Origin of the sequence: Antarctobacter heliothermus (assembly GCF_002237555.1) — a bacterium.
Classification (GTDB): domain Bacteria; phylum Pseudomonadota; class Alphaproteobacteria; order Rhodobacterales; family Rhodobacteraceae; genus Antarctobacter; species Antarctobacter heliothermus_B.
In genome coordinates this window covers 2,035,970-2,055,627 of the sequence record NZ_CP022540.1, presented here as the reverse complement: position 1 = coordinate 2,055,627, position 19,658 = coordinate 2,035,970, and the positions used below count along the sequence as shown (strand labels likewise).

Sequence of the window (19,658 nt, the reverse complement as noted above, 5' to 3'; positions counted from 1 at the left end):
GGGATCCATTATGGATAAGATGCCAGCCTGGGCCGACGCGGTCCTTGTCCCCCTGATCTCGGTCCTGCTGGCCGCCGTCATTTCGGCGCTGGTGATCCTTGCCATCGGCGAAAACCCGATCACGGCCTTTCAGTTGATGGTCGACGGCGCGCTGATGAAATCCTCGGGCTGGGGCTATACGCTTTATTACGCCACCAACTTTACCTTTACCGGGCTTGCGGTTGCGGTCGCCTTTCAGGCCAAGATGTTCAATATCGGTGGCGAAGGACAGGCCCTGATCGGCGGCTTGGGCGTGGCGCTGGCCTGTCTGTATGTCCCGTGGCCACACTGGAGCATCGCGCTGATCGGGGCGACCGCCTCTTCGGCGATCTTCGGGGCCGCTTGGGCGTTCATTCCCGGCTATTTGCAAGCCAAGCGCGGCAGCCATGTCGTGATCACCACGATCATGTTCAATTTCATCGCCTCGGCGGTGCTGAACTACGTGCTGGTCAACGTGCTGAAGCCCAAAGGCGCGATGGAGCCAGCCTCGGCCACCTTTCCCGAAACCACCTTTCTGCCGACCTTTCAGGACATGTTTTCGACCTCTGAAACGGTTCTGTTTCGCGGCTCACCGGCAAACGTGTCCTTTTTCGTCGCCATCCTTGCCTGCGTTCTGGTCTGGCTGCTGATCTGGCGCACCCGGCTGGGGTATGAAATCCGCGCCTTTGGCAATTCAGAGACAGCCGCCAAATACGCCGGTATCTCGCCGGTCAAGATCACCGTCATTACCATGCTGATCTCGGGCGGACTGGCGGGCATGATGGCGCTCAACACCACCATGGGAGAGGCAGAGCGTCTGGTGCTCAACGCCGCCGAAGGCGCTGGTTTCCTTGGCATCGCCGTCGCGCTGATGGGCCGCTCACATCCCGTCGGTGTTTTTCTGGCGGCGCTCTTGTTCGGGTTTCTCTATCAGGGCGGGGCAGAGCTTGCCTTCTGGACCTCGATCCCCCGTGAACTGGTGACCGTCATTCAGGCCTTGGTGATCCTTTTCACCGGCGCATTGGACAACATGATCCGCATGCCGCTGGAAAAGATCTTTCTTTCCTTCCGTAAGGGAGACGCGTGATGGATTTCGATACAATCATTCAGGTGCTCGACAGCACCGTGCGCCTGTCCACCCCGCTGCTGCTGGCCTGCCTTGCGGGATTGTTTTCGGAACGCTCCGGCATTGTCGACATCGGGCTGGAAGGCAAGATGCTGATCGCCGCCTTTTTTTCCGCCGCGGTCGCCTACCTTGCCGTCAGCAACGAGGCCTGGACGCTTCATCTGCCGCTGACCGACGGAACCATAGACATGACCTGGCTTCGCGGCTGGTTGCCCCCGGTGGGCTGGGGGCTGCTGGCGGGGATCGCGGCCTCCATGGTGCTTTCGGCGATCCACGGGCTGGCCTCGATCACTTTTCGCGGCAACCAGATCATCTCGGGCGTGGCGCTCAACTTCCTTGCCTCGGGGCTGACCGTTCTGATTGCCCAAACGTGGTTTTCCCAAGGCGGGCGCACGCCGTCGCTGGTGGGCGGCGCACGGTTCAACGAATTGCCCCTGCCCTTTGCCGAGACGCTGCGCCCGGTGCCGGTGCTGGGGCCAATCTATGCCGATCTGATCTCGGGGCATTCGATCCTTGTCTATGTCGCGTTCCTGCTGGTGCCGCTGACATGGTGGATTCTGTTCCGCACCCGCTTTGGCCTGCGCCTGCGCGCGGTGGGCGAGGCTCCAGAGGCGGTGGATACCGCCGGCGTCTCTGTTGTCGGGCTGCGCTATGCCTCTATCGCCATAGCCGGTGTGCTGTGCGGTCTGGCCGGGGCCTATCTTGCCACCGGCCTGCAAGCGGGCTTTGTGCGCGAAATGACCGCCGGACGGGGCTATATCGCGCTTGCGGCGCTGATCTTTGCCAAATGGCGGCCTTGGTACGCACTGGGGGCCTGCCTGCTCTTTGGGTTCCTGCAGGCGGTGGCGCTGCGGTTCCAGAATATCGACCTTGGCGCCTTTGTGGTTCCGGTACAGGTCATGGACGCGCTGCCCTACATCCTGACCGTGGTCATCCTCGCCGGGTTCGTGGGCAAGGCGATCCCGCCCCGCGCTGGCGGAGAGCCCTACGTCAAAGAGCGGTAATCGCCCCGGCGATTCCCGCGCCCCCGCTCAGTGACCGCGCCGCCTATGGCGCAATGCTGCACTTGCAACCTCCCTGCGCATGGGGCTAGCTTGACCCATGCAGGTGTACCTTCCCATCGCCGAAGTTTCCGTAAACGTCTTCCTCCTCCTCGGCCTTGGGGGGCTGGTCGGCGTGCTGTCCGGCATGTTCGGCGTCGGCGGCGGATTTCTGATGACTCCGCTGCTGTTTTTTATCGGCGTGCCGCCTGCTGTAGCCGTCGCCACCGGGGCCAACCAGATTGTCGCCGCATCGGTGTCCGGCCTGATGGCACACCTCAAACGCAAGACGGTCGATCTGCGAATGGGCACGGTCCTGCTGATCGGCGGCCTTGTCGGTGCGGCGATTGGCGTCGTGCTGTTCAACTACCTCAAATCGCTCGGCCAGGTCGACCTGCTGATCAACCTGTGCTACGTCGTCTTCCTCGGCATCATCGGCGCGCTGATGTTTGTCGAAAGCCTGAACGCCCTGCGCAAATCCCGCCGCGGCACCCCCGCCAAACGCAAGAAACACAACTGGATCCACGCGCTGCCGTTCAAGATCCGGTTCCGCACCTCCGGGCTGTATATCTCCGTCATACCGCCGCTGGTGGTGGGCCTTGCCGTAGGCGTACTGGCCGCCGTCATGGGCGTCGGCGGCGGCTTTATCATGGTGCCCGCCATGATTTACCTGCTCAACATGCCGACCAAGGTCGTCATCGGCACCTCGCTGTTCCAGATCATCTTTGTCACCGCCTTCACAACGCTGCTGCACGCCACGACCAACTACACGGTGGACGTGATGCTGGCGGTACTGCTGCTGGTGGGCGGCGTGGTGGGCGCGCAGGTCGGCACCACGATCGGCATGCGCCTGAGAGCCGAACAATTGCGCATCCTGCTGGCCGCACTCGTGCTGCTGGTCTGCGGAAAACTTGCGCTCGATCTGCTGCTGACCCCGTCAGAACTCTATGTCATCACCGAGGTGCCAGAGCCATGACCCGCTGGCTGATCCTCCTCCTCTTCCTCGCCCTGCCCGCCCGCGCAGAGGAGGTCGTGCTGGGCCTGAGCAAGGACATCGTCCAGATCTCGACCGATTTCGACGGCTCTGACATCCTGATCTTCGGCGCGGTCAAACGCGATAGCCCGATCACCGGCGATCCGCTTCAGGTGATCGTCGCGGTCGCTGGCCCGCACAAACCGCTCAACGTCTGGCGTCAGGCGCGGCGGTTCGGCATCTGGGTCAACGCCCATGCGGTCGAGGTGGACTCCGCGCCCAGCTTTTACGCCATCGCCACTTCGGCCCCCTGGGACACGGTGATCTCGGACACAGAGGACTTGCGCCACCGGATCTCGATCCCAAGGGCCATCCGCTCCGTCGGGGCCCCGATGGACGTCCCCGACGCGCAAAGCTTTACAGAGGCGGTGATCCGCATCCGCAGCCGCGACGGCACCTACCAACTGCTCGAAAACACCGTAACCGTGCGCGAGGAAACCCTCTTCAACACCGCCGTCTCGATGCCCGCCAACCTGACCGAAGGCACCTACCCCACACGCATCTTCCTGACCCGCGGCGGCACCGTCGTCGCCTCCTATGAAACCGAAATAGAGGTGCGCAAGGTCGGACTTGAACGCTGGCTCTACAGCCTGTCGCGTCAACAACCGCTGCTCTACGGCCTGATGTCCCTGTTCATCGCCATCGCGGCGGGCTGGGGCGCCTCCGCCGCCTTTCGCGTCCTGAGATCACAGTGAGCCGACCTACATGAGCCGAACGCCCCCCGGCACCCGCACCGACTACCGCGCCCTCCGCGCCCTGCCGACACGCTGGATGGACAACGACGAATACGGCCACATGAACAACGCCACCTACCTGTCGCTGTTCGACACCGCGATCAGCCTGTGGCAGATGGACAACGGCATCACACTTCGCGGACCGCAGGCCATGCGCCTGCTCGTGGTGGAAACCGGCTGCACCTACCACGCAGAGGCCGGATTTCCCGACCTGATCCACGCAGGCCTGCGCCTCGGTCACCTCGGCACCTCCTCGATGCGTACAGAGGTTGGCCTGTTCCGCAACGACGACACAACCGCCTGCACCGAGGGTTTCTTCACCCAGGTTCTGACCGACACCGACGGCCGCCCCACAGCACTCCCGCCCGCCCTGCGCGAGATCCTCCAAACCCTCCTGCCCTGACAGCGCGCCCACCCGGACATCCTGCCAAACCTCCCCCAAACACCCCCACGCTTCTTCTGTCGAAAAATATCCCGGGGTGAATTGGCCATCGGCCAAGAGGGGCAGCGCCCCTCACCGCCTGCGGGCGTGTCCCGCAGGCTCAACCAGCCTCGCCAACGGCGGGCCATCCGGATCCCGCCCTCAGCCTTTCTCGTGGAAAAACGCGTAGACCCGCTCCGCCAGTGCGGCGCTGACGCCATCCACTGCTTTCAGATCGGCAAGGTTGGCGCGGCTCACCGCCTTGGCAGACCCGAAATGCGCCATCAGCGCGCGCCTGCGGGCCGCGCCCACGCCGGGCACCTCGTCCAAGGGATTGGCCATCTGCGACTTGGCGCGCTTGGCCCGGTGCGTCCCGATCGCAAATCTGTGCGCCTCGTCGCGCAGGCGTTGCACGAAATACAGCACCGGATCATTGCGTCGCAGCGCAAAGGGCCGCTGTCCGACGCGGTGGAACTCTTCTTTGCCCGCGTCCCGGTCGATGCCCTTGGCGACGCCGACAAACGGCAGGTCGTCCACGCCATGTTCTGCCATAATCTCGGCCACAGCCGATACCTGCCCCGCGCCCCCGTCGATCAGCATCAGGTCCGGCCAAAGCCCCTTGTCCCTGTCGGGGTCGTCCTTTTGCAGCCGCGTCAGGCGGCGGTGCAAGACCTCCTTCATCATGCCAAAGTCATCGCCCGGCACCAGATCCTCACCCTTGATGTTGAACTTGCGGTACTGGTTCTTCATGAACCCCTCTGGCCCGGCGACAATCATCCCGCCAACCGCATTGGTGCCCTGAATGTGGCTGTTGTCATACACCTCGACCCGCGCAGGCGGCGCATCCAGATCAAACGCCTCTGCCAGCCCTTTCAACAGCTTGGTCTGCGCCGCGCTTTCCGACATCTTGCGACCAAGGCTCTCCTTGGCATTGCGCAGCGCCCCGTCGATCAGTTCAGCCTTCTCGCCCCGCTGCGGCACGGTGATCTCGACCTTGCGGCCCGCCTTGTAGGACAGGGCCTCGCACATCAGGTCGGCATCCTCGATCCCGTGGCTCAGCAGCAGCAGGCGGGCCGGTTCCTTCTGATCATAGAACTGACCCAGAAACGCCTCCATGGCCTCTGCGTGGCTCACGTCCTCGCCCACGCGCGGATAGAAATCCTGATTGCCCCAGTTCTGGTTCGCACGGATGAAAAACACCTGCACACAGGCCTGTCCGCCTTCCATGTGCAGCGCGATCACATCCGCCTCGGCGGTGGTCTGCGGGTTGATGCCCTGCGCGGTCTGCACCTGCGTCAGCGCGCGGATGCGGTCGCGCAGCGCCGCCGCGCGCTCAAACTCCATCGCCTCAGAGGCGTCTTGCATCTGCGTCTTCAACTGCGCCTGAATCTGCGTCGACCGCCCCGACAGGAACCGCTGCGCGTCCATAACGCTGGCGCCATACTCTTCCGGGCTGATCTTGCCCACGCAGGGCGCGCTGCAGCGTTTGATCTGATGTTGCAGGCAGGGCCGCGTGCGCGTCTCGAACATCGAGTCCGAACAGTTGCGCAGCAAAAACGCCTTCTGCAACTGGTTCAACACCCGGTTCACCGCACCCGCGCTGGCGAAGGGGCCATAGTAGTCGCCCTTTTCCTTCTTCGCGCCGCGATGCTTCTTGATCATCGGGTACTCGTGGTCGGTCACAACGATGTTAGGGAACGACTTATCGTCACGCAGCAGCACGTTGAACTTGGGCTTCAGCTGCTTGATCAGGTTCTGTTCCAGCAGCAGCGCCTCGGTCTCTGTGCGCGTGGTCAGGAACATCATCGACGCGGTATCAGAGATCATCCGCTCGATCCGGCGCGAATGCCCCGTGGGCCGGGCATAGCTCGACACCCGCGCCTTCAGATTGCGCGCCTTGCCGACGTACAGCACCCGGCTCTGGTCATCCAGCATCCGGTAGACACCGGGCGAACTGTCCAGCGTTTTCAGATAGCCCTGAATGATGTCGTGCCCGTCCGCCACCACGGTGGAATCCCCCCCTTGCCAAGTTCCGATCGACAGCCATCCGCCCCTGCAGCCCGATGCGCGATTCCTTGCCTTTGCTGCAACGCGGCTTAGCCCGGTTCAAGTGTTAATGCATCCACCGAAACTGTGGATAACTCTGGTGGCAATTTCCGGGCAGTTCGAAATTTTCCTTGATTCCCGCCCACTTCGCAGCATTGCCTAATTTTTAGGCGACAAATCAACCCATTGATTTCATTGTAAATAAAACCTTCACCCTTACAAGTCATTGAGACTCTTCATCTTTTCGTAACGCTTTTGTTAAGGGTTTGTGACCAGTGCAAAACTTCCCCGACGGCAGGTCACTCGACGTCTGTCACATCCGGTGTTTGCCAAGCCAGATGCTGGCCACCGTCGATGCAAAACAGTTGCCCGGTCACGGTCTTCGCCTTCAGGAAGAACAGCAGCGCGTCGGTAATATCCTCTGGGTTGACGCCCCGCCCTAAAACCGTGGCCGCGCGCTGTCGCGCAAAGGATTCGGCATCCTGTCGCCCGCCCTGCAGCGTCGGACCCGGTCCGATCGCATTCACCCGCACCCGGGGCGCCAGCGCCTGCGCTGCGGTCTGGGTCAGCGTCCACAGCGCGGATTTCGCCAGCGTATAGCTCATGAACTCGGGCGTCAGCTTGCGGACCCTTTGGTCAATCATGTTGACCACCAGCCCCTGCGCCACCGGCTCTGCCTGCGCATCGCTGTCCGCCTCTGGCACCTGCGCCGCAAACCCCTGCGTTAGCACAAACGGCGCGCGCAGGTTGCTCTCAAAGTGCCGGTCCCAACTGTCGCGCGTGGCGCTGGTGATGTCGTCATGTTCAAAGATAGAGGCATTGTTGACCAGCACCGTCAGCGGCCCGCCCAGCGCCTGCGCCGCGCGCCCCACCAATGCATGTGTCTCATCCTCGACCAGCAGATCCGCCTGCAAGGCCACCGCCTGCCCGCCCCGCGCCACGATGCCTGAAACAACCTCCTGCGCCGCCTCGCGCGAGCCTGCGTAATGCACCGCCACCGCATAGCCCTGCGCGGCCAATGCCTCTGCCATGGCACGGCCCAGCCGCCGCCCCGCCCCGGTCACAAGGGCACGTCCCGCCACTCCGCTCATGTGCTCCTCCGTCAGGTCAATACGATGACGACATAGCTCACATAAAGGCCCGACAAGAGCACGCCCCAGCCACGGCCAATGTCACGACCGAAAAACACAAAGGGCATCAGCAACGCAGAGGCACCCAGCATGACCCACAGGTCAAACTGCAAGAACCCCGGACCGACCCTTATCGGCGCGATCAATGAGGCAACCCCGATGATGGCCAGCAGGTTGAACAGGTTCGACCCGATCACGTTGCCAATGGCCACATCCGCCTGCCTGCGGATCGCCGCCATCACCGTGGTCGCCAGCTCTGGCAAAGAGGTGCCCAGCGCGACCAGCGTCAGGCCGATCACCGCATCCGGCACGCCGTACATGCGCGCGATTTCCTCGGCGCTGTCGACCAGCAGATCCGCGCCCAGCGGCAGGCCGATCAGACCCAGCGCCAGAAACAACCCGATCTTCCACCACGGCATGTCCGGGTCCGCGCCCTCGGGGTCTTCAAGGTCTTCGTCTACGTCACCCTTCGCCCGGTGGCGCAACGCCGCGCGCACCTGACCGCCCAGTATGACAACCAACAAGGCCAGCAGGCCGATGCCCGCCACCATGTCGAACACACCGCGAAAGGCCAAAGCGATAAACACCAGCGTCGCGCCCATCATCTGGACATAGCTGGACCGGGTATCACATTGGCTGGTGTGCATGATCGTGATCAGGCCGGGCACGCCCAGCACCAGCAGCACGTTGGCCGTGTTGGACCCCACCACGTTGCCCAGCGCGATGCCCGGCGCATTGTCCAGTGCCGCCTTGATAGAGATCAGCAGTTCTGGCGCAGAGGTGCCAAAGGCAACAATGGTCAGACTGACAATCAGCGCCGGGATACCCATCCGCAAAGAGACGTTCACCGCCCCTTTGACCAGCGCATCACCGGCCAGCAACAGGATGACTAGGCCAAGGGCCGCATAGCCGTAAACCATCTCAGGTCTTCCCCTTTCGGCAGTCGCAGGGCCCCTTGCCGATCTTGTGCCGGCCGCAGTGCGGACATTTCTTGGCCTTCAGCCGCGCGCGGTCACGCAACTGGCCCAACTGCCGCGCCCCCGGCACACGCAATTTTCCAAAGAACCCCAACACAGCGATGAACGCCAGGAACAGGGCGACGATCTTGACGATCAAGACAGACCAAACCGCGCGTATTCCGCGCGTTCCTCGATCTCGCCCAGCGTGCCCTGCACCGCCTGCGCGCCCAGCCGCGGGATCAGCGGCTTGCGCTGCTCAAAGCGTTTGAAACGCACCTTGTCGCCAAAACGCGCCTTCATCGCGGGCACCAGATGGCCGATGCCATCCGCCAGCCCCTCATCCACCGCCGCTTGCCCAATCCAGACCTCGCCGGTGAACAGATCCGGGTTCTCGGTCAGTTTGTCACCGCGCCGCTCCCGGATCTGGGCAATGAACGTGCCGTGCAATTGTTCCAGCAACCGGGTCAGGCGGGCCACGTCCTCCGGCTTTTCCGGGCGGAACGGGTCCAACATGCTCTTGGATTTGCCAGCGGTGTGCACGCGCCGTTCAATGCCGTGCCGTTGCAGGAACTCTGACGCGCCAAAACCCGATGAAATGACCCCGATAGACCCAAGGATCGAACTGGGATCGGCAATAATTTCATCCGCCGCAGAGGCGATCCAATACCCGCCAGAGGCCGCCACGTCCTCGACAAAGGCGATCACTGGCACCCCGGTTTCCTCTGCCAACCGCCGGATGCGCGCCCCGATCAGGGAACTTTGCACCGGCGAACCGCCGGGTGAGTTGATTTCCAGCGCGACAGCGTCCGGTTTGGACTTAAAGGCCTTTTCCAGCATGCCCGCGACCGAACGGTCGCTGATACTGGATCGGCCGGGCACGCCGATGGCACCTTGCAGGCGCACAACCGACACCCGTGGTGAGGATTTCAGAAAGGGGATCCAACGTCTCATGGCTGGCGATGTAGAGACGGCCAAGCGTACAAACAAGGCGACCCCGGAAAACTCCCTTTGTTGTGGCGCTTTGGTCGCGTGATTTCTGGGCCGCGTGGCTGCAATGCCGGAGTTTGTCCTTGCCGCGACAGGAAATATCGGAAAACCGGTGATCCGATGCGCGGTCACACCACCGGCCTGCCACCCGCCTTGCGCAGGGCCTGCTGGTGCCGACGCTGGCTTTTGCCGCGGGTTTTCACGCAGCGATGGGGTTGGGTTCGCGCCTTTGCAGGCAGTGGTAACACCGACACGATCAACGCGCCCTACCTGAACAGGCGGCGCGGTGCAAATTCCAGCACTGACTGACGCCGCTCAAACTCGACACTGGCGGCGTCGACGAAAATCTGGGCGGGGCAATGTTCCGCGCCACCCTTCGGAATGCCAACTATCCCGGCCTATCCGCGTCAGCCGCGCGCTTTGCGACACCTGTCCAGCGGCGGAACGGGCCAAATCCCATTAGCGTCGGGTCAAGATGTGGCACCGCAGCCCTCTGTATCTGCTGATCAAGTGCCCCATGGAATGACGCTGAAATCCCTTGGCGGCGGCAGGATTTCCGCGCTCATGCTGGCGGGCCAAAGGTAAAGTAAAAGTAAAACCGTCTCTGCAAGTTATTGAAGACGTTACGTCACCCACCCTGTCCACGCGTGGACAGATGGTTCGATCCCTCAGAAAAAGCTCTGCGGATCGATGTCGATCGCCATGCGCAGATCGCCCGTCAACTTGACCTGTCCGGCCCAGTCCGCCAGCGCCCCCTGCAGGGCCACCCCCTTGGGGGCCTTCACCAGCAGCCGCACCCGATGCCGCCCCCTCACCCTTGCGATGGGCGCGGGCGCAGGCCCCCAGACCACCGCATCGACCCGCCGCAGGGCCGCATCGTTGCGGGCCAGATAATTGCCCAGATCAAAGACGCGGGCCACATCCCCGCCGGACAGGATGATCCCGGCCAGCCGCCCATAGGGCGGCATCCCCGCCAGTCGCCGCTCATCCGCCTCGGCCTTCCAGAACGCCTCTTCATCGCCCGCCAGAATGGCCCGGATCACCGGATGCTCAGGCTGAAAGGTCTGCAACAGCGCCTGCCCCGGCTTTTCCGCCCGCCCCGCACGCCCCGCCACCTGCCGCATCAATTGAAAGGTCCGCTCGGCCGCGCGCAGGTCGGACCCTTGCAGGCCAAGGTCCGCGTCGATCACCCCCACCAGCGTCAGATGGGGAAAGTTGTGCCCCTTCGCCACCAGTTGCGTGCCGATGATGATATCCGCCCCACCCGCCGCAATCGTCTCAATCTGTGCTTTCAATTCACGCGCCGTCCCGAACAGGTCTGACGACAGCACCGCAATCCTAGCGTCCGGAAACTTCGCCGTCGCCTCTTCGGCCAGCCGTTCCACCCCCGGCCCCACGGCGGCCAGCTTGCCCTCGACCTGACAGGACGGGCAAACCTCTGGCACGGGTTTGCTTTCGCCGCACTGATGACAGATCAGCCGCTTGAGAAAACGATGCTCTACCATGCGCGCGTCACAATGATCGCATGCAATCTGTTCGCCACAGGCCCGGCACAGCGTCACCGGCGCATAGCCGCGCCGGTTCAGAAACAGCAGCGCCTGCTCCCCCTTTTCCATCCGCACCCGGACCGCCGCCTGCAATGACGGCGAAATCCACGTCCCCGAGGGCAAATCCTCACCCCGCATGTCCAAGGCCCGCATCTGAGGCATCACCGCAGGGCCAAAGCGTGAGGTCAGCACCAGCCGCTTGTACTTGCCCGCGTCCGCATTGGCCCAGCTTTCCAGCGCGGGTGTGGCCGAGGCCAGCACCACCTGCGCGCCCAAAATGGACGCCCGCAGCACCGCCATGTCGCGGGCGTTGTACAGGACGCCATCCTCTTGCTTGTAAGATGTGTCGTGTTCCTCATCGACGACGATCACACCAAGGTTCTGGAACGGCAGGAACAGTGCAGAGCGCGCGCCGACCACCACCTGCGCCTTGCCTTCGCCGACCATGCGCCAGACCCGCCGCCGTTCGGTCATGGTGACACCGGAATGCCATTCGGCGGGGCGCGCGCCAAAGCGCGCCTCGACCCGCGTCAGGAACTCTGCCGATAGGGCGATCTCCGGCAGCAGCACCAGCGCCTGCCGTCCCTGCCGCAACGCTTCTGCCACGGCCTCCAGATAGACCTCGGTCTTGCCAGACCCGGTCACGCCTTTCAGCAGCACAGTCTCATAGCGTCCGGCCCGCTGCCCCTTACGCAGAACTTCTGCCGCAGCAGCCTGATCCGCTGTCAACTCTTTGCCGCCATAGCCGGCGTCCAGCCGGGCAAAGGCAGTGTCGCGCGGCGTGTCCTCCTCAAGGATCGCGCCGCTCTTGACCAGCCCCTTGACCACCGACGTGGTCACCCCCGCCGCCTCTGCCAGTTCCTTCAGCGTCAGTGACAGGCCGCCCATCTCACGCGCCGCGTCCAGCACACGCATCCGCGCATCGGTCATGCGCGGCGGCTCTCCGTCGCCCAGCCGGTACACCTTGCGCATCGACGGCGGATCGCCCAGTCCCGGGGCCCGCGTCGCCAGTCGCAGCATCGCAGTCAAAGGCGTCAGAGTGTAGGCAGCGGATTTCTCGATGAACAGCCGCATCTCTTCGCGCATCGGGGCCACATCCAGCACGCGGTTGACGGCGCGAATCTTCGAGGCGTCGAAATCACCGCGCCCCGGCCCCCAGACAACGCCCAGCACCTTGCGCGGTCCCAGCGGCACCTCGACATAAGCCCCTTGCCAGCACCCGCCCTCTGGCGCGCGATAATCCAGCACCCGGTCCAGCGGCTGCGTGGTCAGCACGCCCACCAGCGCGCCCGTGTCAAAGAAATCCGGAGTCTTGCTTGGCATGTCCAAGGCGTAATTCCCCACGCACAAAAGGCCAAGCCGTCACGGCGCAGGCACGGCGACATTCTGCGCGATTGCTACCGAAACGCTGGCCTCAGACGTTCGGCTCCCCCTGCAGGCCCAGCAGCTTGCGAAACCCGGTCCAGTAGCCCGGCAGTTTGGGCGGTGCGTTCAGCCCGGCCAGCGCCTCATCGGCCCAAGGCGTCATTTCACGGCCAACGAAATCACGGCCCCAATCCAGATAGGCCGCCGCATGATCAGGCCGCAACCGGCAGGCCGACCCGACCAGCCCCACCAGCGTCTCTGCCGGCGAATACCATTCGTCCTGAATGCCCGTCACCCGCCGCTGCATCAGCGGCCCGATCACGCGCATCAACCGCTTGTCCGAAAAGGTCAGCAGCATCCGGCCCATCTCTTCGCGGGAGTAGTGGATCAGCGGCGGGAACGTGTCGAAAAACACCGCGCCGCCGTCGATGATCGCAAAGTTGCGGATCGAGGGGTGAAAGCCGATCCGACCCTCCTGCGCCTCGGCCCAATGCCAAAAGCGCGCGATGACCTGCCCTGCCGCCTCCATCATCTCCAGCGTGGCCTCGACTGGCGCGTCCTGCATCAGCGGGCGCATCAGGCTGTCCACCGGCAGCGCCTCCTGCACGATCACCGGCACCTTGGCCCCGTCGAGATCCAGCAGGTGAAACTCTGTCTGCGGCATCGGCACATCGCCCGCCAAGAGCGCGTCGACATAATCGTCATGGCACTGGTGCAGCCGCTCCAGCGCCGCGACGTCGCGCAAGCCGCGATAGACCTTGATCACCTTGTCCGACAGCGGGCCGCTGTCCGGGCGAAACGGCGCGCAGAAATAGCCAAGGCGGGAAATCGTCTGCCCCCGCGCCTGAGCGTCGGAGCGGATCAACTGGGAAAGTGCGTCAAGATCGGTCATCGGGCGTCTCCTTGGCGCCCCTTTACCCGGTCCCAAGGCGCTCCGCCACCTCCTGCAACAGCGCGGCGATTTCGGCGCGGGCGGGCGTCTTGATCCCCTCATGCGCGCCGCGCCCCTGCCCCAGTGCCTCGGCATAGCCGACACGATTGCCAAGGCTCGCCCGTGCCACATCTGCCCCAAGGCGCGATGCTGCCTCTGCCACCTCGGCATTCAGGCGCGTGCCCACGCGGGTCCGGTTCATCACCAGCAGCGTGGCACAGTTTTCCCGCGCGGCCAGATCCAGCACGCCTTCGGTCGCCCATAGATCCACATGGCTGACCGCCACCGGCACCACCACCAGATCCGCCACCCGCAGCGCCGGACGCAGATCGCTGTCCGCCTTGGGCGGCGTGTCGATGATGACAATGTCATTGGAGGCCGACAGCTTGCGCACTTCGTAGGAGATGCCCCAGGCTGACGAGGTCGCAAATTCCAGACCCTCGCAACTGTCCGGCGCGTTTTCGATCCGGGTCATGAACCAGCGGCCAAGGCTGCCCTGCGGATCAAGGTCGACCACCGCCACGCGTTTGCCCTGACCGTGAAAGCCAAGCGCCAGATGCGCCGCCAGCGTCGTCTTTCCGCTGCCGCCCTTTTGCTGCGCGACCGTGATCACCCGTCCAGCCATGATATCCCCCGCACACCGCCTTTACCGACCTTGCACGCGCGCGCGGGGGGAATCCAGCCCCTCCGGCGGATTGCTTCACCTATCGTTAACCAATCCGCCCCTACCTTGGTAAACAATGCCTTAACGGAGGCGCCGCCGTGCAGCACAGATGTCCCTAGTCGCCCGCCTTATCGCCTGCTCCATTTTCACCTGCCTTGTCGCCTCCACGGCGCAGGGCGGGGCATGGCCGCGCGAGCAGGGCGACGGTTTTGCCAGCCTGTCGATGCGATTGGGCTGGCCGCAGGACATGGGCACTTGGACGTCCAAGGACCCGACGGATGACTATTCGACCCTTTATGTGGAATACGGACTGACCGACCGACTGACCTTTGGGGCCGACATTGGCCATTCGGTCTCTGGCAGCGGGAAGACGGTCTTGTTCTTCCAGTGGCCTGTGCGGCAAGCTGAAAAGGGCGCTCAGGTGTCAGCGCAGTTTGGTTTTGGCATCATTTCGAGCCAGCGCATCATCCGCCCCGGTCTTTCCGTCGGATGGGGCCTCAAGAACGGCTGGCTCTCGATCGACAGCGTGGCCGAGAGCTATGTCGACTCGGGCCACACCGATTTCAAGCTGGACATGACATGGGGGCGCAACCTGTCCAAGGACCGTAAACTGATCCTTCAAGTCCAGACCGGCCAGCCCGATGGGCGCGATCCGTTTGTGCGCGTGGCGCCGTCGCTTGTGCTACCACTGCGGGGGCCGATGAAACTGGAAACCGGGGTCACTTGGGGATTGACCGGAGACGCATCCATGGGGCTCAAGATCGGCGTCTGGACCGACTTCTAAACCTATTGAAGCTGCCGCCCCCGTCACCGTCAGGTCGACAGGCCCGGTGCCGGGATCACCTTGACCCCCGATATCCGCCAATCGCTGCCCACCTGCTCCATGCGGTATTCCACGATATAGCTCTGACCCGTCGTGTCCTGAATCAGCACCTGCTGCCACAGCCCGCCGTCGATCTCACGCAACGGACCAAAGCGCACGTCCTGCGGGCGCCAGACCATCGGATAGCCCTGCTGCACCATCGCGCCAAAGTTCTCTGGCGTGCGAAAGGTGCCCCGAATGCCCGGGCTGGCAAACTCAAAGGCAGTCACGAAATCGTCGCTTTGAAAGGCGTCAATCTGACCCTGAATACTGCCTTGGATCTGCGGGTTCGGCGTCAGGGCGTCCTGCGCCCGGACCGCCCCTGCAAGGCTCGCCGCCATGGCCAGCCCGATCATCAGTTTGCGCATGTCTCTCTCCTCGCGGCTTACGCTAAGGTAGGCCACGAAGAGATCAGGTCAAAACCAAAGGTGTCAGCCCAAATCGCCTGACAGCCCCTTTTCGATCAGGGCCACGGTTTCATCCACGCCGTAGAGCGCGATAAACCCGCCAAAGCGCGGTCCCTGGCTCTGCCCCAACAGCACCTCGTAGAGCGCCTTGAACCAGTCGCGCAGGTTCTCGAACTCATGCGCCTTGCCGACGGCAAAGACCATCGATTGCAGCGTCTCGTCGTCCGTCGCCCCGTCATGCGCCTTTAGCTGCGCGGCCAGATCGGACATCGCAGCGCGTTCTTTCTCATCCGGCGCGCGGAAGGTCTTGTTCGGCAGAACGAAGTCTTCGCAGTACTTCACCGCATAGCCCGCCGCCGCATCCAGATCCGGATGGGTCTCTGCCGTGGCATCCGGCGCATAGCGACGGATAAAGCCCCACAGCGTATCCTTGTCTTCGGCTCCCGCAGCGCTGGCAAGATTCAGCAGCATCGAGAACGGCACAACCATCTTCGATTCCGGCACGTCGCCGCCGTGAATATGCCAGACCGGGTTCGACAGTTGCGCCTTCAGATCCTGCGTCGCATAGGCACGCAGTTGCTGGTGATATTCGTCCATCGCCTTGGGGATGACGTCAAAGTACATCCGCTTTGCTGTCTTGGGCTTTTGGAACATGAAAAAGGACAGCGACTCGGTCGAGGCATAGGTCAGCCACTCATCGATCGAAATGCCGTTGCCCGACGATTTGGAGATCTTCTGCCCCTTGTCGTCAAGGAACAACTCATAGGTGAAATGCTCGGGCGCCCTTGCGCCCAGCGCCCGGCAGATGCCGTCATAAATCGGCGTGTTGGTCGAATGGTCCTTGCCGTACATCTCAAAGTCGACGCCAAGCGCAGCCCAGCGCGCGCCAAAGTCCGGCTTCCACTGCAACTTGACGTTGCCGCCTGTGATCGGCAGCGTCCATTCGCGCCCGGTCTCATCGTCAAAGGTAATCTCGCCCTTTGCCGCATCGACGTTTTTCATCGGAACGTACAGCACGCGGCCGGTTTCCGGGTGGATCGGCAGGAAGATCGAATAGGTCTGACGGCGCTCTTCGCGCAGCGACTTCAGCATGATCTTCATCACGTCATCATAGCGTTCCGCGGCCAGCATCAGCGTCTCGTCGAACTGGCCGGTACGGTAGAACTCTGTTGCCGAATAGAACTCATAGTCGAACCCGAAGGTGTCCAGAAACCGCCGCAGCATCGCGTTATTATGATCGCCAAAGCTGTCGTGCGTGCCAAACGGATCGGGCACCGATGTCAGCGGCTTTTGCAAATGCTCCTGCAACATCTCTTGATGAGGGACATTGCCCGGAACCTTGCGCATCCCGTCCAGATCATCCGAAAAACAGATCAGCCGCGTCGGAATGTCTGACATCGTCTCAAACGCGCGGCGGATCATGGTGGTCCGCAGAACCTCACCAAAGGTACCGATATGCGGCAAACCCGAGGGACCATAGCCGGTCTCGAAAAGCACATAACCCTTTTCGGGGGGCGCTTTTTCATACCGTTTCAAGATCCGGCGCGCCTCTTCGAACGGCCAGGCCTTAGCACTCATCGCCGCGTCGCGCAGATCGGACATTTCAGTTCTCCTTGGGGAAATGTTGCGCGCGCTTCCTATTGCTCCTTGGGGTCTGCGTCAATAAATTGCGCTGCATCGCCGCAAACAACCCGAGGCCTCAGATGACCGACGACACCCAACCGCTCAGCCCGCAGGATTGCCTTGTGGCGCTGATGATCGCCGTCTCGGCCTCGGACGAGAACGTCCGCACCGCCGAGTTGATCAAGATCGAAAGCGCCGTGAACTTGCTGCCGATCTTTGCCGATTACGATGCCGACCGTGTCCGCACCATGTCCAGCCTGATTTTCGAACTCTTCGATCAGGAAGACGGGCTTGATGCGCTGTTTGGTTTGATCCGCGACAACCTGCCCGAACGGTTGTTCGAGACGGCATATGCACTGGCCTGTGACGTGGCCGCCGCCGACGGCACGTTGCGCGAAGCAGAGCTGCGCCTGCTCGAAGAGATTCGTTATGAGCTCAATCTGGACCGCCTGCACGCCGCCGCAATCGAACGCGGTGCCCGCGCGCGGCACCTTCAGCCCTGACGAGGCAGGGTTTGGCTGAAACTCTCATCAAACCGTTGCATAAATCCCATATCCGAAAGCCTTGTTTTCCTTCGAGTGCACAAGGTCGGGAATCCCCGACTGACCGGCGGTTAACCGCATAGTAGGGTCCCTTCAGGCATTTTTTAGCCGAAGCTGCCAAGCTTGTTACCTGGAGGGACAAATGAACCGTTTTTACGCTGCCGCGCTTGCCGTGGCTCTACTCTGCCTGACCCCATTGATGTCCATGGCCGCACCGCTTGTGGCCAAGGTTGATGTATCAACGCAGACAATGACCGTGATCTACAACGGTCAGGTTGCCTATCGCTGGCCCGTGTCCACCGCCCGCAATGGCAAGATCACGCCGCGCGGACAGTGGAACGCCTATTGGCTGTCCAAACATCACCGGTCCAGCATCTACAACAACGCGCCGATGCCTTTCGCCATCTTCTACAACGGGGATTATGCGATCCACGGCACCGATCAAATTAGCCGCCTAGGCCGTCCCGCCTCTGCTGGCTGTGTGCGCCTGCATCCCGAACATGCGGCCCTGCTGTTCAAGCTGACCCAAGAGGTCGGCAAAAAGAACATGAAGGTCGTGATCGACAACTAAACCTTGTCCCGGCAGCTTGGCGCTGCCCTAAAACACATAGGCCCCGCAAGGAACGCGGGGCCTTTTGTCATTCTGTTCATGTGATTGGCTAGAAACCGTTCAGACCGGATCGCTTTCGTACAGCACACTCCAACGCTCGATCAGACCCTGTTGCAGGATCTTCGCGCGGCTGTTCCAACTGCGCCCGCCGTCGGGCCGGTCGCGCTGCGCCTTGGTCAACGCGTCACGGCGCGGAATATCGGCGGCAAAGATCGCAAAGACCAGTTCGGTGCCATCCGGCAAATCGATGAACCCGGCCAACCCGCTGACAAAGTTCAATGTCCCCGTCTTGGCCCGCACCTTGACCGGGTGATCCTCAACCACGGCGTAAGAGTCATCCCGAACCGGAATATCCTTGAGCAGCGGCTTGATCCCCAAGGTCATCCGCAAGGCGCGCAGGCACCCCATCATTTCACGCGCGCTGATCCGGCTTTGATCGCCCAGCCCGGAATGATCCACCAGCGCAAGGCCTGACACCCCCAGCCGCGACCGTGCCCAATCGTTCATCTCGGCTGCCGACGCGGCCAAAGACGCTGGAACGACGCCGGTCCGTTTTACGGTTGCTGCAAGACCCACCGCCTCTGCCGTCAGGTTGGTGGACCATTTCAGCATATCACGCAGGATAATCCGTAATGGTTGGCTGTCATGGCTGGCCAGCACGTCTCCTGCAGGAAGCGCATCAGCTGTCTTGGCCGTGCTGACACGCACACCATTCGCCGCCAGCATCGTCCGAAAGACCTCACCCGCATAGGTTTCGGGTTTTTTGACCGGCAGCCAGCGCGCGCCGCCATCGCCCAAAGCACCGCGTGCCACGGTCCAGTTGTCGCGCCCACCTGCATCCTCATAGGTATAGACCGGCAGGCTGCGATCAATCAGCGCCATGCGCGCCATCAGGACATCGGGCCGATGCGCGCTGGACCGCGCCTGCATCGTGACTGCGTAGTCCGTTCCGGCGCGGCGCCATTCGAAATGCACGCGATTGTAGTTCAGGTTCAGACCGGACACCGAAGGGTTGTAGCCCACATGATCCGGCTGGCTGGCGTCGATTCCGGGCAGCGACGGCAGCGCCCCGCCCCAGACCTTTAGCCCTCCGGTGACGCCAGTCACGCCCGCCGCGCTCACCGCCTTGGCCAGATCGGCCAAGGCATCGGTGTCCAGCGTCGGATCCCCGCCGCCCGCCAGCACCAGATCGCCCTGTACGACGCCGTCTGTCACCGGACCCGTCGCGATCACGCGGGTCACAAAGTGATGTGCGGGCCCAAGCACATCCAGTGCATACCCAGCGGTCAAAGCCTTCGCCACACTTGCCGGGGGCAGGTCCACGTCGGGCGAATGCGTCTCCAGCACCTCGCCGTCCTGCAACCGGGCCACGGCAAAGCTGACGTCGCCGTCCAGCGCCGCGCGTTCGATCAACGCCTCGGCGGGGGGCTGCACGCGTTTGCGGAAATCATCTGCACGCGCAACCGGGCGCAACGAGGTGTCCGGCGCGCGCGCCCAGCCGGGCAAAGCCCCGCCTAGCGCCAGTCCGGCAGCCCCACCCATGAAGGCACGTCTGGAAAAGCCTTTCGTCATGCGCGTGATCTAAGCGAATCCCACACCTGCGGGCAACTGGC

18 protein-coding genes are annotated in these 19,658 nt (G+C 62.9%); 8 read left to right on the top strand and 10 right to left on the bottom strand.

Features of this window, described 5'->3' with window-relative positions; all coding sequences use genetic code 11:
* The first annotated feature begins 10 nt into the window (after positions 1 to 10).
* From ANTHELSMS3_RS09735 to ANTHELSMS3_RS09715, 5 genes are all read left to right on the top strand, one after another.
* On the top strand, positions 11 to 1,105 hold the full coding sequence (locus ANTHELSMS3_RS09735) for an ABC transporter permease (protein ID WP_094034696.1): 1,095 nt from the start codon (positions 11 to 13) through the stop codon (positions 1,103 to 1,105).
* The gene (locus ANTHELSMS3_RS09730; protein WP_094034695.1) at positions 1,105 to 2,148 is read left to right on the top strand and encodes an ABC transporter permease; all 1,044 of its coding nucleotides are present in this window, start codon (positions 1,105 to 1,107) and stop codon (positions 2,146 to 2,148) included. The genes ANTHELSMS3_RS09735 and ANTHELSMS3_RS09730 overlap by 1 nt, the downstream gene beginning before the upstream one ends.
* 97 nt (positions 2,149 to 2,245) lie before the next feature.
* A complete protein-coding gene (locus tag ANTHELSMS3_RS09725) occupies positions 2,246 to 3,160 on the top strand; it encodes a sulfite exporter TauE/SafE family protein (protein WP_094034694.1) in 915 nt (304 codons plus the stop codon).
* Complete coding sequence (locus ANTHELSMS3_RS09720; protein ID WP_094034693.1) at positions 3,157 to 3,912, top strand: TIGR02186 family protein; 756 nt, start codon at positions 3,157 to 3,159, stop codon at positions 3,910 to 3,912. Before ANTHELSMS3_RS09725 ends, ANTHELSMS3_RS09720 begins: the two co-directional genes overlap by 4 nt.
* A 10-nt stretch (positions 3,913 to 3,922) precedes the next feature.
* A complete protein-coding gene (locus tag ANTHELSMS3_RS09715; protein ID WP_094034692.1) occupies positions 3,923 to 4,354 on the top strand; it encodes an acyl-CoA thioesterase in 432 nt (143 codons plus the stop codon).
* Between the two features lie 180 nt (positions 4,355 to 4,534).
* Here the strand turns inward: ANTHELSMS3_RS09715 and uvrC are convergent, their stop codons facing one another.
* The 7 genes from uvrC to parA all read right to left on the bottom strand — a co-directional run bounded on the left by uvrC (position 4,535) and on the right by parA (position 13,962).
* Entirely contained in the window at positions 4,535 to 6,376 is a 1,842-nt protein-coding gene (uvrC, locus tag ANTHELSMS3_RS09710) for an excinuclease ABC subunit UvrC (RefSeq protein ID WP_254694895.1), read from the bottom strand.
* 341 nt (positions 6,377 to 6,717) lie between these two features.
* Positions 6,718 to 7,509: an SDR family oxidoreductase gene (locus ANTHELSMS3_RS09705; protein WP_094034690.1), complete on the bottom strand. Its 792-nt coding sequence runs from the start codon at positions 7,507 to 7,509 to the stop codon at positions 6,718 to 6,720.
* Positions 7,510 to 7,520: 11 nt separating this feature from the next.
* Complete coding sequence (locus ANTHELSMS3_RS09700) at positions 7,521 to 8,468, bottom strand: calcium/sodium antiporter (RefSeq protein ID WP_094034689.1); 948 nt, start codon at positions 8,466 to 8,468, stop codon at positions 7,521 to 7,523.
* A 192-nt stretch (positions 8,469 to 8,660) separates the two neighbouring features.
* Positions 8,661 to 9,458 (bottom strand): S49 family peptidase, encoded by a 798-nt coding sequence (locus tag ANTHELSMS3_RS09690; protein ID WP_094034687.1) that lies wholly within the window; start codon positions 9,456 to 9,458, stop codon positions 8,661 to 8,663.
* 704 nt (positions 9,459 to 10,162) lie between these two features.
* Positions 10,163 to 12,364 carry a primosomal protein N' gene (locus ANTHELSMS3_RS09685; RefSeq protein WP_094034686.1) on the bottom strand — a complete coding sequence of 734 codons (2,202 nt, stop codon included), beginning with the start codon at positions 12,362 to 12,364 and terminating at the stop codon, positions 10,163 to 10,165.
* Between the two features lie 91 nt (positions 12,365 to 12,455).
* Positions 12,456 to 13,298 (bottom strand): DUF6206 family protein, encoded by an 843-nt coding sequence (locus ANTHELSMS3_RS09680; RefSeq protein ID WP_094034685.1) that lies wholly within the window; start codon positions 13,296 to 13,298, stop codon positions 12,456 to 12,458.
* Positions 13,299 to 13,320: 22 nt separating this feature from the next.
* Positions 13,321 to 13,962 (bottom strand): ParA family partition ATPase, encoded by a 642-nt coding sequence (parA, locus tag ANTHELSMS3_RS09675; RefSeq protein WP_094034684.1) that lies wholly within the window; start codon positions 13,960 to 13,962, stop codon positions 13,321 to 13,323.
* 148 nt (positions 13,963 to 14,110) lie between these two features.
* Between parA and ANTHELSMS3_RS09670 the strand changes: the two genes are divergently transcribed.
* Positions 14,111 to 14,785, top strand: a complete 675-nt coding sequence (locus ANTHELSMS3_RS09670; protein WP_094034683.1) for a hypothetical protein — start codon at positions 14,111 to 14,113, stop codon at positions 14,783 to 14,785.
* Between the two features lie 29 nt (positions 14,786 to 14,814).
* On the opposite strand, the gene ANTHELSMS3_RS09665 is transcribed toward ANTHELSMS3_RS09670, so the two are convergent.
* Both ANTHELSMS3_RS09665 and ANTHELSMS3_RS09660 read right to left on the bottom strand, forming a co-directional pair.
* Entirely contained in the window at positions 14,815 to 15,231 is a 417-nt protein-coding gene (locus ANTHELSMS3_RS09665; protein ID WP_094034682.1) for a DUF4864 domain-containing protein, read from the bottom strand.
* 63 nt (positions 15,232 to 15,294) lie between these two features.
* Positions 15,295 to 16,872 carry a lysine--tRNA ligase gene (locus ANTHELSMS3_RS09660; RefSeq protein ID WP_094034681.1) on the bottom strand — a complete coding sequence of 526 codons (1,578 nt, stop codon included), beginning with the start codon at positions 16,870 to 16,872 and terminating at the stop codon, positions 15,295 to 15,297.
* A 101-nt stretch (positions 16,873 to 16,973) separates the two neighbouring features.
* On the opposite strand from ANTHELSMS3_RS09660, the gene ANTHELSMS3_RS09655 reads away from it, so the two are divergent.
* Together ANTHELSMS3_RS09655 and ANTHELSMS3_RS09650 are read left to right on the top strand one after the other, a co-directional pair.
* Positions 16,974 to 17,396, top strand: coding sequence for a tellurite resistance TerB family protein (locus tag ANTHELSMS3_RS09655; RefSeq protein ID WP_094034680.1), 423 nt, complete (start codon positions 16,974 to 16,976; stop codon positions 17,394 to 17,396).
* A 181-nt stretch (positions 17,397 to 17,577) separates the two neighbouring features.
* Entirely contained in the window at positions 17,578 to 18,006 is a 429-nt protein-coding gene (locus ANTHELSMS3_RS09650) for a L,D-transpeptidase (RefSeq protein ID WP_094034679.1), read from the top strand.
* Between the two features lie 99 nt (positions 18,007 to 18,105).
* On the opposite strand, the gene dacB is transcribed toward ANTHELSMS3_RS09650, so the two are convergent.
* Complete coding sequence (gene dacB / locus ANTHELSMS3_RS09645) at positions 18,106 to 19,617, bottom strand: D-alanyl-D-alanine carboxypeptidase/D-alanyl-D-alanine endopeptidase (protein WP_094034678.1); 1,512 nt, start codon at positions 19,615 to 19,617, stop codon at positions 18,106 to 18,108.
* Positions 19,618 to 19,658 lie beyond the last annotated feature (41 nt).

What these genes read in the sequence shown, in the direction of transcription:
- ANTHELSMS3_RS09735 (WP_094034696.1), top strand. Translation starts at nt 11, where the DNA reads ATGGATAAGATGCCAGCCTGGGCCGACGCGGTCCTTGTCCCCCTGATC.
- ANTHELSMS3_RS09730 (WP_094034695.1), top strand. Translation starts at nt 1,105, where the DNA reads ATGGATTTCGATACAATCATTCAGGTGCTCGACAGCACCGTGCGCCTG.
- ANTHELSMS3_RS09725 (WP_094034694.1), top strand. Translation starts at nt 2,246, where the DNA reads ATGCAGGTGTACCTTCCCATCGCCGAAGTTTCCGTAAACGTCTTCCTC.
- ANTHELSMS3_RS09720 (WP_094034693.1), top strand. Translation starts at nt 3,157, where the DNA reads ATGACCCGCTGGCTGATCCTCCTCCTCTTCCTCGCCCTGCCCGCCCGC.
- ANTHELSMS3_RS09715 (WP_094034692.1), top strand. Translation starts at nt 3,923, where the DNA reads ATGAGCCGAACGCCCCCCGGCACCCGCACCGACTACCGCGCCCTCCGC.
- ANTHELSMS3_RS09705 (WP_094034690.1), bottom strand. Translation starts at nt 7,509, where the DNA reads ATGAGCGGAGTGGCGGGACGTGCCCTTGTGACCGGGGCGGGGCGGCGG.
- ANTHELSMS3_RS09700 (WP_094034689.1), bottom strand. Translation starts at nt 8,468, where the DNA reads ATGGTTTACGGCTATGCGGCCCTTGGCCTAGTCATCCTGTTGCTGGCC.
- ANTHELSMS3_RS09690 (WP_094034687.1), bottom strand. Translation starts at nt 9,458, where the DNA reads ATGAGACGTTGGATCCCCTTTCTGAAATCCTCACCACGGGTGTCGGTT.
- ANTHELSMS3_RS09685 (WP_094034686.1), bottom strand. Translation starts at nt 12,364, where the DNA reads ATGCCAAGCAAGACTCCGGATTTCTTTGACACGGGCGCGCTGGTGGGC.
- ANTHELSMS3_RS09680 (WP_094034685.1), bottom strand. Translation starts at nt 13,298, where the DNA reads ATGACCGATCTTGACGCACTTTCCCAGTTGATCCGCTCCGACGCTCAG.
- parA (WP_094034684.1), bottom strand. Translation starts at nt 13,962, where the DNA reads ATGGCTGGACGGGTGATCACGGTCGCGCAGCAAAAGGGCGGCAGCGGA.
- ANTHELSMS3_RS09670 (WP_094034683.1), top strand. Translation starts at nt 14,111, where the DNA reads ATGTCCCTAGTCGCCCGCCTTATCGCCTGCTCCATTTTCACCTGCCTT.
- ANTHELSMS3_RS09665 (WP_094034682.1), bottom strand. Translation starts at nt 15,231, where the DNA reads ATGCGCAAACTGATGATCGGGCTGGCCATGGCGGCGAGCCTTGCAGGG.
- ANTHELSMS3_RS09660 (WP_094034681.1), bottom strand. Translation starts at nt 16,872, where the DNA reads ATGTCCGATCTGCGCGACGCGGCGATGAGTGCTAAGGCCTGGCCGTTC.
- ANTHELSMS3_RS09655 (WP_094034680.1), top strand. Translation starts at nt 16,974, where the DNA reads ATGACCGACGACACCCAACCGCTCAGCCCGCAGGATTGCCTTGTGGCG.
- ANTHELSMS3_RS09650 (WP_094034679.1), top strand. Translation starts at nt 17,578, where the DNA reads ATGAACCGTTTTTACGCTGCCGCGCTTGCCGTGGCTCTACTCTGCCTG.
- dacB (WP_094034678.1), bottom strand. Translation starts at nt 19,617, where the DNA reads ATGACGAAAGGCTTTTCCAGACGTGCCTTCATGGGTGGGGCTGCCGGA.